The 12,862-nt window shown below is 71.5% G+C and carries 10 protein-coding genes; 4 read left to right on the top strand and 6 right to left on the bottom strand.

The genetic code is table 11. The annotated features are described in order from the left end of the window. Positions 1 to 7: 7 nt before the first annotated feature. Positions 8 to 598 (bottom strand): hypothetical protein, encoded by a 591-nt coding sequence (locus DK419_RS12935; RefSeq protein ID WP_109959436.1) that lies wholly within the window; start codon positions 596 to 598, stop codon positions 8 to 10. A 716-nt stretch (positions 599 to 1,314) separates the two neighbouring features. Beyond that, positions 1,315 to 2,076: a triose-phosphate isomerase gene (gene tpiA, locus DK419_RS12930; RefSeq protein ID WP_109959435.1), complete on the bottom strand. Its 762-nt coding sequence runs from the start codon at positions 2,074 to 2,076 to the stop codon at positions 1,315 to 1,317. A 194-nt stretch (positions 2,077 to 2,270) separates the two neighbouring features. Between tpiA and DK419_RS12925 the strand changes: the two genes are divergently transcribed. Together DK419_RS12925 and trpE are read left to right on the top strand one after the other, a co-directional pair. Then, positions 2,271 to 4,175: a peptidylprolyl isomerase gene (locus DK419_RS12925; RefSeq protein WP_109959434.1), complete on the top strand. Its 1,905-nt coding sequence runs from the start codon at positions 2,271 to 2,273 to the stop codon at positions 4,173 to 4,175. Continuing rightward, positions 4,175 to 5,689, top strand: a complete 1,515-nt coding sequence (trpE, locus tag DK419_RS12920) for an anthranilate synthase component I (protein WP_109959433.1) — start codon at positions 4,175 to 4,177, stop codon at positions 5,687 to 5,689. Before DK419_RS12925 ends, trpE begins: the two co-directional genes overlap by 1 nt. A 204-nt stretch (positions 5,690 to 5,893) precedes the next feature. Here the strand turns inward: trpE and DK419_RS12915 are convergent, their stop codons facing one another. From DK419_RS12915 to DK419_RS12900, 4 genes are all read right to left on the bottom strand, one after another. After that, a complete protein-coding gene (locus tag DK419_RS12915) occupies positions 5,894 to 6,097 on the bottom strand; it encodes a hypothetical protein (RefSeq protein WP_109959432.1) in 204 nt (67 codons plus the stop codon). A gap of 240 nt (positions 6,098 to 6,337) precedes the next feature. Continuing rightward, positions 6,338 to 9,439 carry an efflux RND transporter permease subunit gene (locus tag DK419_RS12910; RefSeq protein WP_109959431.1) on the bottom strand — a complete coding sequence of 1,034 codons (3,102 nt, stop codon included), beginning with the start codon at positions 9,437 to 9,439 and terminating at the stop codon, positions 6,338 to 6,340. 105 nt (positions 9,440 to 9,544) lie between these two features. After that, positions 9,545 to 10,759 (bottom strand): efflux RND transporter periplasmic adaptor subunit, encoded by a 1,215-nt coding sequence (locus DK419_RS12905; RefSeq protein WP_109959430.1) that lies wholly within the window; start codon positions 10,757 to 10,759, stop codon positions 9,545 to 9,547. After that, the gene (locus DK419_RS12900; RefSeq protein WP_245442941.1) at positions 10,756 to 11,424 is read right to left on the bottom strand and encodes a TetR/AcrR family transcriptional regulator; all 669 of its coding nucleotides are present in this window, start codon (positions 11,422 to 11,424) and stop codon (positions 10,756 to 10,758) included. The genes DK419_RS12905 and DK419_RS12900 overlap by 4 nt, the downstream gene beginning before the upstream one ends. Before the next feature lie 138 nt (positions 11,425 to 11,562). On the opposite strand from DK419_RS12900, the gene DK419_RS12895 reads away from it, so the two are divergent. After that, entirely contained in the window at positions 11,563 to 11,742 is a 180-nt protein-coding gene (locus tag DK419_RS12895) for a hypothetical protein (RefSeq protein ID WP_109959428.1), read from the top strand. Between the two features lie 439 nt (positions 11,743 to 12,181). Then, on the top strand, positions 12,182 to 12,835 hold the full coding sequence (locus DK419_RS12890) for an ABC transporter ATP-binding protein (protein ID WP_109959427.1): 654 nt from the start codon (positions 12,182 to 12,184) through the stop codon (positions 12,833 to 12,835). Positions 12,836 to 12,862 lie beyond the last annotated feature (27 nt).

Here is a 12,862-nt window from a genome sequence, read left to right as displayed (position 1 = left end):
GGCGGCCTCACGCGAGGCCGATGCGGCGGGCGGTCGCCAGGTGCCTCGGCTCCGCATCGTCGGCCATGCCGATGCGGACCGCGAGCGCAGCCAGGAGCACGTCCTGCCAGATCGGCGCGGTCCCGAAGCCGCTGGTGCCCTGAAGGTCGAGGTAGACACCAGCCGGGAAGCCGGCCTCGGCCTTGGCACGGACCGCCGCGATGCCGGCGGCGAGAGCGGCGCCGTCGATCCCGCTCTCGCCGCGCAGGCCCTCGGCCTGGGCGAGCCAGCCCTTGAAGCCGCGCACGAAGGACGGGAGACCGACGCGCTCGGCGTGCTCGAGCTGCTTGTCCGAGACGGCGGAGGTGATGACCGGGCCGTCGGTCGCCTCCGGTCCGTCCTTCGACAGGCGGGCAAGCAAGTCGGCGACGCTCTGGCAGGAGGCCGCGCGCCGGGCGGCGGAGGCGCCCTTGAAGCCGCGATGCTTCTCGGCCTGGCTGGCGTAGAGCGCGGCCACGCTGGCGACCGTCGATCCGGTCTGGATTTTGGCTTTGGCGCCGCCAGCCTCAGCGGTGCCGAGGACATCAAGAGCGGTGATGGCGGCTTGGGTCTGGGTCACCGGATCGTCTCCCGGGCAAGTGGGGCGCTGCCCCGTGCGATCCTTGTACGTTTTTTATATGTACGTGTCCACTCCCCTTCGTGGGCGATCGCCGCGATTTTCGTCGGGGCGCAGCCCGCGGCACGGGACGACGCCCGGCGACAGGCTGGCGAGGCCGCGGGACCAGGTGAGGACGGTGGGTGGTATGGCGGCGTCGGGCGCGGGCATGCGTTAGACCTAAGCGGATCGGGCGCCCGCAAACCGGGGAGCCCCCAGATATCCCCCAGAAACCAGGGGACCAAACGAGAACAAAAGCGGGGGAGGGCTATCGCACGCCGAGGGCTGCACAGGGAAGCTCTGGACGCACCACCCGTTTACACCGAGAGGGTCGGCGGTTCGAGCCCGTCACCGCCCACCAGGGCCCGCGGGGATTTGGCGCTCTATCCGTGCGCCCGGCGGATCGCGGCCGCCGGTGACGGCGCCGGACATCGGCCGTGGACGGCGCCCAATACTGTCGTTCGCCGGTGCGCCTCCTGAGATCTCTCGCATTCTCCGCGTCATCCCGGAGCCGCGAAGCGGAAACCGGGATCCAGAACCGCCGACGATGCAGGAGATTGGACGCGATCCGCCTCGTTCTTCGGCCTTGGCGGGCTATGGACCCCGGGTTCACGCCTACGGCGAGCCCCGGGATCATCCTGTGAGGTGGGAGCGCGGGCGAGAGTCGTCGGCGGCGCGCCTCAGCGATACGCCGCCGCGATCCCCAAGAAGTCCTCCGCCTTCAGGCTCGCGCCGCCGACGAGCGCCCCGTCGACATTGGCGACGCCCATCAGCTCGGCCGCGTTCGAGGGCTTCACCGAGCCGCCGTAGAGGATCCGCACCTTGGCGCCCTCGGCGCCGAGCCGCGCCTCGAGTTCCCGGCGGATCAGCGCGTGGACCTCGGCGACGTCCTCCACCGTCGGGGTCAGCCCGGTGCCGATCGCCCAGACCGGCTCGTAGGCGATCACCGTGTCGGCGGCCGTGGCGCCCTCGGGCAGGGAGCCGGCGAGCTGGCCGCGCACGACCTCGAGGGTCCGGCCGGCCTCGCGCTCCTCGCGGGTCTCGCCGACGCAGATGATCGCCACGAGGCCGGCGCGACGGGCGGCCAGCGCCTTGGCGCGGATGTCGGCATCGCTCTCGCGGTGGTAGGCGCGGCGCTCGGAATGGCCGACGATCGTGTAGGTCGCGCCGGCATCGGCCAGCATCTCGGCCGAGACGTTGCCCGTATAGGCGCCGCTCGCCTCGGCATGGACGTCCTGGCCGCCGACCTTGACGGCCGAACCCTCGAGCGCCGCGGCGGTCGCGCCGACCAGCGTCGCGGGCGGGCAGACCAGCACGTCGATGCGCTGCGCCAGCCCGGCATCGAGGCCGTCGCGGACCGCCTCGGCCACCGTCAGCGAGGCCCGGAGGCCGTTCATCTTCCAGTTTCCCGCCACCAGCGGGCGCGGCCGTTCGGTCGTCATGGGTCTCCCCCGATCTTTGACAGGCGTCTCATGGACAGGAATCTCATGGACAGGCGTCGCCGGTAACAGGTCCGCCGCCGGGCGGCAAACCCGCCGGGGAGCGCCGCTCTTTGCCTTGCGGCGCATATGCGGTATCGCGGCCGGATCCGGGCATCCCCTCGCGGGGAGGTGCCCCACGGTTTTCGAGGATCGCGATGCTCCAGGGGTTCCGCGCCGCCAGCCAGAGCTGGCTCGGCAAGATCGTGGTGACGGTGGTGTTCGGCCTCCTGATCGCGGGCCTCGCCATCTTCGGCATCGGCGACATCTTCCGCGGCGGCGGCAGCAACGCGGTCGCCACCGTCGGCAGCACGCAGATCCCGGCCGAGGCCCTGCGCACCGCCTACCAGAACCAGCTCCAGCGCCTGTCGCGCCAGAGCCGCCGGCCGATCACGCCGGACCAGGCCAAGGCGCTCGGCCTCGACCGGCAGGTCCTGGCCCAGCTCATCACCGAGGCCTCCCTCGACCAGAAGACCAAGGATCTGGGGCTTCGCATCCCCGATTCCGCGGTGGTGCGGCTGATCCAGGACGAGCCGGCCTTCAAGGGCCCGAACGGCGCCTTCGACGTCAACACCTTCCGCGACACCCTGCGCCAGGCCGGCCTGACCGAGCAGGGCTTCGTGCAGGAGCAGCGCGCGGTGGCCGCCCGCCTCCAGCTCGCCGAGGCGATCACCGCCGAGCTGCCGGTCTCGCTCGCCGCCCGCGAGGCGATCCACCGCTACACCGCCGAGCGGCGCGCCGCCGCGACCTTCACCCTGCCGGAGGCGGCCGCCGGGGAGATCCCGGCCCCGACCGACGAGCAGGTCACGACCTTCTACAACGACCGCAAGAGCGCGTTCCGGGCGCCCGAGTACCGCAGCGTGAACCTGCTCGTCCTCGATCCGGCGACCCTGGCGAAGCCCGACGCCGTGACCGACGCGGAGGCGCGCGCCCGCTACGAGAGCGAGCAGACGAAGTTCGGGACGCCTGAGAAGCGCTCGATCCAGCAGATCGTATTCCCGAACGACGCCGACGCCGCGGCGGCCCTCGCCCGCATCCGCAGCGGCGAGGTCACCTTCGACCAGGTCGCGACCGAGCGCGGCCTCGACGCCAAGGCGCTCGACCTCGGCACCTTCACCAAGTCCGAGCTGTTCGACCCCGCGGTGGCGGATGCCGCCTTCGCGGCCGAGGCGAACGCCGTCGGCGAGCCGGTCAAGGGCCGGTTCGGGACCGTGCTCCTGCGCGTGACCGCGGTGCAGCCGGCGGCGCGCAAGCCGTTCGAGGACGTCGCAGGCGAGGTCCGCCGGGAGATCGCCCTCGAGAAGGCCCGCGACGGGCTGGAAAAGGTCCACGACACGATCGAGGACCAGCGCGCCGGCGCCAAGCCGCTCGCCGACATCGCCCGCGAGCAGGGCCTGGCCCTCGTCACGGTTCCGGCGGTGGACGCGCAGGGGCGCGACCCGCAGGGCAAGGCCGTCGAGGCGATTCCCGACAAGGACGCGACGCTGGCGGCGATCTTCCGCAGCGACATGGGCGCCGACAACGAGGCCTTGCGCACCCGCTCGGGCGGCTACGTCTGGTACGACGTCACCAAGATCGACCCGGCCCACGACAAGCCGCTGGCCGAGGTCCGCGACGCCGTCGAGGCGCAGTGGAAGACCGACGAGGTCTCCCGCCGGCTCGCTGCCAAGGCGCGCGAGGCGACCGAGCGGCTCGACAAGGGCGAGGCGATCGAGGAGGTGGCGAAGTCCCTCGGCCAGGAGGCCAGGACCGTCTCCGACCTCTCCCGCGGTCGGGGCCGCGACGGGTTGAGCGCCGAGGGCGTCGCGCGCGTCTTCGCCACCCCGGTGGGCAAGTCCGGCGCCGCCTCCGGCGAGGGCGTCGCCCGGGTGGTGTTCCGGGTGACGAGCGCCACCGTGCCGGCCTTCGTGCCGAGTGCGGCGAGCGCGGTCGCGGTCGAGCAGCAGTACCGGACGGCGCTCGCCGACGACATCCTGGCCCAGTACATCGCCGACGTCCAGAAGCAGGCCGGAGTCTCGGTCAACGACGCCGCGTTCCGGCGCGCCATCGGCGGCGAGTACTGATGCTCGTCGCCCCCTCCCCCGAGATCGCGGCGGCAGCCTACGCGGCGGGCCGCCCGGTCCTGCTGCGCGCGACCCTGGTGGCCGATCTCGAGACGCCGGTCGCCGCCTTCCTGAAGCTGAAGGCGGGCCGCGAGGGCGCCGCCTTCCTGCTCGAATCGGTCGAGGGCGGCGCGGTGCGCGGCCGCTACTCGATGATCGGCCTCGACCCCGACCTGATCTGGCGCTGCGCCAACGGCCGGGCCGAGCGCGCGTCGGCTCCCGACCTCGCCGCCTTTACGGGCGAGGACGCGGGCCCGCTCGACAGCCTGCGGGCGCTGATCGCCGAGAGCGCGATCCCGGCGGAAGCCGGGCTGCCCCCGATGGCGGCGGGCCTGTTCGGCTATCTCGGCTACGACATGGTGCGGGAGATGGAGCGCCTCGACGCCCCCCATCCCGACCCGATCGGGGTGCCGGACGCGATCCTGGTCCGCCCGACCGTGATGGTGGTGTTCGACGCGGTGCGCGACGAGATCGCGCTCGTGGCGCCGATCCGCCCCGTCGCCGGCCTCTCGGCGAGGGCCGCCTACGAGGCGGCGGTGGCGCGGCTCGAGTGCGCCGCCGACGCGCTGGAGGGCCCGCTGCCGGTCGAGGCGCGGCAGAACCCGACCGAGGTCCCGGCGCCCGCCCAGGTCTCGAACATCGCCCCCGACGACTTCCTCGGCATGGTCGCCCGCGCCAAGGAATACATCGCGGCCGGCGACATCTTCCAGGTGGTGCTGTCGCAGCGCTTCGAATCGCCCTTCACCTTGCAGCCGCTGGCGCTCTACCGGGCGCTCCGCCGGGTCAATCCGGCGCCGTTCCTGTGCTACCTCGATTTCGGCGACTTCCAGATCGTCTGCTCGTCGCCCGAGATCCTGGTGCGGGTGCGCGACGGCGCGGTGACGATCCGGCCGATCGCCGGCACGCGCCGCCGCGGCGCGACGCCGGAGGAGGACCGGGCGCTCGCCGACGAGCTGCTGGCCGATCCGAAGGAGCGCTCCGAGCACCTGATGCTGCTCGACCTCGGCCGCAACGACGTCGGCCGCGTCGCCGAGATCGGCAGCGTGCGGGTGACGGATTCGTTCTTCCTCGAATTCTACAGCCAGGTCATGCACATCGTGTCGAACGTCGAGGGCCGCCTCGACCCCCGGCACGACGCCATTTCGGCGCTGGCCGCGGGCTTTCCCGCCGGCACGGTCTCGGGCGCCCCGAAGGTCCGGGCGATGCAGATCATCGACGAACTGGAGCGCGAGAAGCGCGGGCCCTACGGCGGCTGCATCGGCTATTTCGGCGCCGACGGCCAGATGGACACCTGCATCGTTCTGCGCACCGCGATCGTCAAGGACGGCCGGATGCACGTCCAGGCGGGGGCCGGCATCGTGCACGATTCCGATCCGGCCTCCGAGCAGCAGGAATGCGTCAACAAGGCCAAGGCGCTGTTCCGCGCGGCCGAGGAAGCGGTGCGCTTCGCCGCACAGGCGCGGCGGGGGCAGTAGCACTGTCCTCGTACCGAGAACCCGGATCGTACGCCTCCGGACCCGTCCTGCCCGCGGCCTCATCCTGAGGCGCCCATACAGGTGGGCCTCGAAGGAGGGCTCCAGGAACGGTCGAGACTCCTGGAGGCCTCCTGCGAGGTCGGCCGATCTGCCATCGACCGACACCTCGGGATGAGGTCGGAGTGCGGGTCCGGCCCTGCTGCGCTACTTTCGGTTCGTGATCAGGCTGTCGACGTTGCGATTGGCCTCTCTGTTCTCTTTGTTCTGCTGCCTGACCTGCTGCTCGGTATATTTCTGCGACATCTCATCCCGCTTGCCCTGCGGGATCGTGTTCTCGGCGGCGAAGACCGGGGTCACGGAGAGCAGGCAGGCGGCGCACAAAGCGGTGGATATCAGCGGCTTGATCATGGCCTCTTCCTCTTGGTCAGAGATCGATCAACACGCGCGAATTCTGCGCGGTTCCGTTACAATTCGTCCATGGTGAGGGTTGTCGCTGAACCCGTTGCTTGCAGATAGGCTTGCTGCGCCGCAGGGTTGAACGCCTCCCGGAAGCCGGATCTTCGGGGCACGGACAGTGCCGGACGCTTCGCCGGCAGGCGGGAGGCTCACGGGAACCTTCCCACCCGTGGGGGCGGCGCGGGGCGGCCCCTACTCCGCCGCCGCCGGCCGATGCGTCCCCTCGTGCCCCGGCGGCTCGTCCACCGCGCCGACGAAGCGCCCGAACAGCCGGCCCATCAGGCGCGACAGGTCGTCCATCAGGAGGAAGATCGCCGGCACGAACAGCAGCGACAGAAGCGTCGAGACGATCAGGCCCGAGATGACCGCGATCGCCATGGGCGAGCGGAACTCGCCCCCGATGCCGAAGGCCATCGCGCTCGGCACCATGCCGGCCGCCATGGCGATCGTCGTCATCACGATCGGGCGGGCACGCTTGGCGCCGGCCTGGGTGATGGCGGTGACGCGGTCGACGCCGCGGGCCATCTCCTCGACGGCGAAATCGACCAGCATGATCGCGTTCTTGGTCACCACGCCCATCAGCATCAGGATGCCGATCACCACCGGCATCGAGATCGGCCGGTTGAAGATCAGGAGGCCGAGGATCGCGCCGCCGATCGAGAGCGGCAGCGAGAACAGGATGGTCAGCGGCTGGAAGAACGAGGCGAAGAGCAGGATCAGGACGCCGAGCACCATCATCAGGCCGGCGCCCATCGCCAGCGCGAAGCCCTCGAACACCTCGCCCATCACCTCGGCGTCGCCGGTCTGGCGCAAGCTGACGCCGGGCGGCAGGTTGCGGGCCGTCGGCACGTTCATCGCGAGCTTGATCTGCTCGCCGAGCGCGTCCGAGCCCTGCATGTTGGCCTCCAGCGCCACCCGCACGGCGCGGTCGTAGCGGTCGATCGCGGTCGGCCCGCGGCCGAGGCTGATATCGGCCACCGCCGAGAGCGGCACGGACGCCCCGTTCTTCGCCGGCACCTTCAGGCTCTCGAGCGCCGGGAGGTCGCCGCGCAAGCTCATCGGCAGCTGCACCCGGATCGGGATCTGCCGGTCGGTGGCGTTGAACTTGGCGAGGTTCTGGCCGATGTCGCCGATCGTCCCGACCCGCACCGTCTCGGCGATGGTGTCGGTCGAGACGCCGAGATCGGCGGCGACCCCGGCCTTCGGCCGGATCCGGACCTCGGTCCGGTCGAGGGGCGCGGTCGACATCACGTTGACGAGGTTCGGCAGGGCCGCGACCTCGCGCTGCATCCTGTCCGCCACCTCGGTCACCTGGGCGGTATCGCTGCCGGCGACGATGAGCGTGAAGTCGCGCTGGCCGCCCTCGCGCAGGGACCAGTACCGCACGTCGGCCTCGTCGCGCATCAGGTCCATGATCGCCGCCTCCACGTCGGCCTGCTTGCGGGCGCGGGCGTTCTTCGGCGTCAGGTTGACGGTGAAGGTGGCGAGCCGCACTTCCTTCTTGCCCGGCAGCTGGCGGCCGCCGTCGACGAAGACCGAGCGCACCTCCGGCAGGGTGCGCAGGCGCTGGGCGATCCGGTCGGTGACCGCGATCGTGTCGTCGAGCCGCGCCCCCGGGGGCAGTTCGACCACCATCAGGGTGCGGGCGGCGTCCTCCTTCGGCAGGAAGCCGGCGGGCAGGAGGCCGGTGGACATGATCGAGGCGGCGAAGAGGGCGAGGCCGACGACCAGCGTCACGTATTTGTGCCGCACCGACCACAGCACGACGCGGTTGTAGAGCCGCATCACCGGGCCGTCGCGCTCCTCGTGGTGGCCGTGGTCGCGCAGGAAGTAGGCGGCCATCATCGGGGTGATGAGGCGGGCGACGAGCAGCGACATGAAGACGGCCGCCGCGATGGTGAGGCCGAACTGCTTGAAGTACTGGCCGGCGATGCCGCCCATGAACGACACGGGCGCGAAGATCGCGATCAGCGTCGCGGTGATGGCGATGACGGCGAGCCCGATCTCGTCGGCGCCCTCGATCGCCGCGCGGTAGGGCGACTTGCCGAGCCGCATGTGGCGGACGATGTTCTCGATCTCGACGATCGCGTCGTCGACCAGGATGCCGGTGACGAGGGTGATGGCGAGCAGGCTCACCGCGTTGAGCGAGAAGCCCATCGCGCTCATCGCCCAGAAGGTCGGGAAGACCGAGAGCGGCAGCGCCACCGCGGCGATCAGCGTCGCGCGCCAGTCGCGCAGGAACAGGAACACCACCAGCACCGCCAGCGCTGCGCCCTCCACCAGGCTGTGCATGGCGGATTCGTAGTTGCCGATGGTGTTGGTGACCGAGGAATCGATCCGGTCGAAGTGGACGCCCGGATAGTCCTTCCCCAACTCCTCGATCTTCTTGACCACCACCTCGCTCACCGAGGCGTCGCTGGCGCCGTTCGCCCGCGAGATCGCGAAGGCGACGACGGGCTGGCCGTTGAGGCGGGCGAAGGTGCGGGGCTCCTCGGCGCCGTCGCTCAGGGTGGCGAGGTCGTCGAGCCGAACCTTGCGCCCGCCCGGCAGCGCGATCGAGGTCGCCGCGAGGGTGTCGAGGGTCGAGGAGGCGGCGAGCGTGCGGATCGACTGTTCCTGGCCGCCGATCTCGGCCCGGCCGCCGGCCATGTCGGCGGAGGTCAGGCGCAATTGCCGGTTCACGTCCGCCGCGGTGATGCCGAGTGCGAGCAGCCGGTCGGGCTTCAGGGTCACCCGGACCTCGCGGGCGACGCCGCCGAGGCGCTCGACGCCGCCGACGCCGCGCAGGCCCTGGATCTGGCGCGCCACCACGTCGTCGACGAACCACGACAGGTCCTCGGGCGTCATCGCGGGCGCGGAGGCGCCGTAGACCATGATCGGCAGGCCGGCGATCTCGACCCGGGCGATGATCGGCTCGTCGATCGTCCGGGGCAGGTTCATCCGGACCTTGGCGATCGCGTCCTTGACGTCGTTGACGGCGCGGTCGGTGTTCACCTCGAGGCGGAACTCGATCGTCGTCGTCGAGGTCCCCTCGGTGATCGACGAGATGATGTGCTTGACGCCCTTCACCCCCGCCACCGCGTCCTCGACCCACTTGGTGACCTGGGTCTGGAGCTCGCTTGGCGCGGCGCCGGCCTGCGTCACCGTCACCGAGACGATCGGGATGTCGATGTTGGGGAATCGGGTGATCGGCAGGCTGCGGAAGCTCACGATCCCGAGCAGCCCGAGCACCAGGAAGAGCACGATCGAGGGGATCGGCTTGCGGATCGCCCAGGCGGAGACGTTCAGGCGCATCGAGCGGACCCGGTCAGGAGAGGAGAGCGAAGGGCGAGGGCGTCAGGGACGCCTGGGAATCGGGAAGGGGGGCGTCAAGGACGCCCGAGAATCAAGAAGGGGGCGTCAAGGACGCCCGGCCTCGGCGGTGGCGGGCATCGCCGGGTAGATCGGGCGGACCCGGTCGCCGTCGCGCAGGAAGCTGCCGGCCCGCGCCACCACGGCCTCCCCGGCCTTGACCCCGTCGCGGGCCTCGATGAAGCCGCCGGCCGAGAGGCCGGTGCGGATCGTGCGGGCCTCGACCCGCTCGCCGGAGACCACCAGCACGGTCGGGCCCGACGGACCGTAGACCACGGAAGCCAGCGGCACGGCCACGCCGGTGCGGCGCGCCGCCTCGACCGCGCCGCGGGCGAAGGCGCCGATGCGCAGGCGCGGATCGGCCTCGAGCCTGATGCGGACCTTGCCGAGCCGCGTCGCCCGGTCGATCTCCGGATAGACGACGCGCACGCGGCCCGAGACCGAGACCGGCCCGTCCGGCGTGTCGAGGTCGAGGTTCGCGGGAGCGCCGGGGCGCAGCCGCGCGAGGCCGGTCTCCGGCACCTCGCCCTCGAGCTCGATCTCGCCGCGGGCGATCAGCCGGAACAGCGGCTCGGCGGCGGCGGTCGCCGTCGCGCCGACCCGGGCGGTGCGGCGGCTGACGATGCCGCCCTCCGGCGCCCGGATCTCGGTGCGGGCGAGCTTCAGGTCGAGCTCGGCCCGCTGCGCCCGGGCCTGGGCGAGGTCGGCCTGCGCGATGGCGAGCCCGTTGCGGGCGGCCGACAGCTTGCCGTCCGCGCCCTTGGCCGCCGATTCTCGCTGCTCCAGCACCGCCGCGGTGGCGTTGCCGGTCTTGGCCAGCGACTGCGCGCGCTCCAGCGACAGCGAGGCCTCGACCTGCGCGGCCTCGGCCTGCACGATGGTGCTGCGGGCCTGCGCGACCGCGCCCTCGGCGCGGGCGATGGCGGCGGCGTTCTGGGCGAGCTGGGTGTCGATCATCTCGCGCGAGAGCCGGGCCAGCACCGCGCCCTTGGCGACCCGGTCGCCCTCCTCCACCAGCAATTCGGTGATGCGGCTTCCCTCGATCTCCGGCGAGACCAGGATCTCGTCCCGCGGCACCAGGCTGCCGGTGACGACGGCGCGCTCGACGATCTCGCGCTCGGCGGCGACCGCGACGGTGACGGCGGGCGCCGGGGCGGTCGCGACCACGGGACCGGCCGAGGGCAGGGTCTCGGCGGCGCGAGCCGGGCCGGCGGCGAGGGCGAGGGCGGCCAGGAAACCGGCGAGGCGACGGGGGCGGGTCATCGGGCGGGTTCCGGGTTGGCAAGCGAGGATTCGGCCGAGGCCGTCCCCGTCGGGTCGAAGCGGCCGTCGAGCGCCGCGCCGATCAGGGTCAGCATGGCGTCGATGATCGGGCCGGGGGTGAAATCTGGCGAGAGCGCGCGGCGGACCATGATGCCGTCGGCCATCACCATGGCGAGGCGGGCGAGCGCCTCCGGGTCGGCGCCGGGCGCCGGCGCCTCGGCCCGCTCTTGAGCCCGGCGGTAGAGGCTGGACAGCCGCGCCGCGATCTCGCGCTCGAAATCCCGGCAGATCGCCGCCATGGCGGGGTTGCGGGTCGCCTCGGCCCACATCTCGAGGCAGAGCACGGCCTTCTCGGCCGGCGCCTCGGCGAGGTGGCGCCGCGCCAGGACCGCGAAGGCCTGCATCATGTCCGGATGCGCCTCGATGCCGGAAAAATCCTCGGCCACGGCGGCGCGGTCGCGCTCGGCGAGGCCGGCCACGATCGCGTCCTTCGACGGGAAGTAGCGGTAGAGGTTGCCCGGGCTCATGCCGGCCTCCGCCGCCACGTCGTGCATCGTGGCACGGTGGAAGCCGTCACGGACGAAGCAGGCCTCCGCCGCATCGAGGATGCGGGTGCGGCGCTCCTCGGTCGAATCGAGGCGGGCGGGGCTGGATTGGGACGGCACGCGGCGCTCGGCTTGAGAATGAACGTTCATTCTCTACACCCAAGGGACGCCTTCCCGCAACGTCCGATCCGTCGCAACCTCCACCGACCGGCGCACGTTAGATGTCCGGATTAAGGCTTCAGTGGGAGGACGTGTTTCATGGCCATCTTCCAGGTGAGACAAGCTGCGACCGGGGCCATTCTCTGGACCGGCGGCGCCGAGAACGAGCAGCAGGCCCTCGACGCGATGGCGCGCGAGGCGGGCTACTCCGACTTCTCGGCCATCCCGGAATCGCTGCGCAGCTCGGGGACCAAGGTCGATCGGCTGAACCTGGGCTGAGCGGCAACGCTCGCCCGTTCGGCATGACGCAGAGCCGGGGTTCGCCCCGGCTTTTTCGTGCCCGGGACGGTGGGCATGGAATGGTTAAGAGACCGTTGCCGCCCTCGCGACGGAGGCGACGCCCTCCCGGTCGTTCCGGCTTTCGCCCCGCCGGGCCCCCGGGACGCCCCGGAGGGGAACGGCAGGCGATCATCCCGGCACTGCCGCTCGGCCGAGCAGAAGGCAGCGTTGCGCCTGAGGACGGTGCCGGTAGGCCCGGCCGAGGCGCTCCTTCTCAGATTCGCCGCTTTTTCCGCCTAGGTCCGAGCCCGCCGGCCGTTGCGGCCGGCCTCGTTAACCGTGCGGATGCCGGCTCGGCGCATGATCGGACAGGCCACCCGGCCCGCCCGTCGCCCGCCCGGACGGCGGCCGCAGCCCTTTCGAGCGTGCCTTCCCGCCGATGATCCGCCTCGACAACGTCACCAAGATCTACAAGACGGACGGATACCGTCGCACCATCCTCGATCAGGCGTCGCTGACCCTGAAGCCCGGGGTGAGCTACGGCATCCTGGGCATCAACGGCGCCGGCAAGTCGACCACCTTGCGGTTGCTGGCCGGCTGCGAGCTGCCCACCAAGGGCCGCGTGATCCGCACCACCCGCATCTCCTGGCCGCTCGGCTTCGCGGGCGGCTTCCACCCGTTGATGACGGGCCGAGAGAACGTGATCTTCGTCGCGCGCATCCACGGCGAGGATCCGCGCCGGGTGCTGGCCTTCGTGGAGGATTTCGCCGAGCTCGGCGACTACATCAACGTGCCGATCCGCAACTACTCCTCGGGCATGGGCGCCCGCCTCGCCTTCGGCATGAGCATGGCGATCCCCTTCGATTGCTACATCGTCGACGAGATCACCGGCGTCGGCGACGCGCGCTTTGCCAAGCGCTGCGAGGAGGTGTGGGGCCAGCGGCGGGCGAATGCCGACATCATCATGTGCTCGCACTCGATGGACACGATCCGGGACTACGCCCAGCAGGGGATCGTGCTGGCGAACGGCCGCGCCGTGATCTATCCGGACGTCAACGACGCGATCGAGGTCTACCAGCGCCTCAACCAGTGAGCGCGGCGCCGTCCCCTTTCCCATCCG

This window comes from Methylobacterium terrae, from assembly GCF_003173755.1.
GTDB classification, from domain to species: domain Bacteria; phylum Pseudomonadota; class Alphaproteobacteria; order Rhizobiales; family Beijerinckiaceae; genus Methylobacterium; species Methylobacterium terrae.
Note: the sequence above shows the minus strand (reverse complement) of the source record. Positions and strands in the feature narration are given on the sequence as shown.

Coding starts and splice junctions, on each gene's coding strand:
- tpiA (WP_109959435.1), bottom strand. CDS start 2,076: ATGACGACCGAACGGCCGCGCCCGCTGGTGGCGGGAAACTGGAAGATG.
- DK419_RS12925 (WP_109959434.1), top strand. CDS start 2,271: ATGCTCCAGGGGTTCCGCGCCGCCAGCCAGAGCTGGCTCGGCAAGATC.
- trpE (WP_109959433.1), top strand. CDS start 4,175: ATGCTCGTCGCCCCCTCCCCCGAGATCGCGGCGGCAGCCTACGCGGCG.
- DK419_RS12915 (WP_109959432.1), bottom strand. CDS start 6,097: ATGATCAAGCCGCTGATATCCACCGCTTTGTGCGCCGCCTGCCTGCTC.
- DK419_RS12910 (WP_109959431.1), bottom strand. CDS start 9,439: ATGCGCCTGAACGTCTCCGCCTGGGCGATCCGCAAGCCGATCCCCTCG.
- DK419_RS12905 (WP_109959430.1), bottom strand. CDS start 10,759: ATGACCCGCCCCCGTCGCCTCGCCGGTTTCCTGGCCGCCCTCGCCCTC.
- DK419_RS12895 (WP_109959428.1), top strand. CDS start 11,563: ATGGCCATCTTCCAGGTGAGACAAGCTGCGACCGGGGCCATTCTCTGG.
- DK419_RS12890 (WP_109959427.1), top strand. CDS start 12,182: ATGATCCGCCTCGACAACGTCACCAAGATCTACAAGACGGACGGATAC.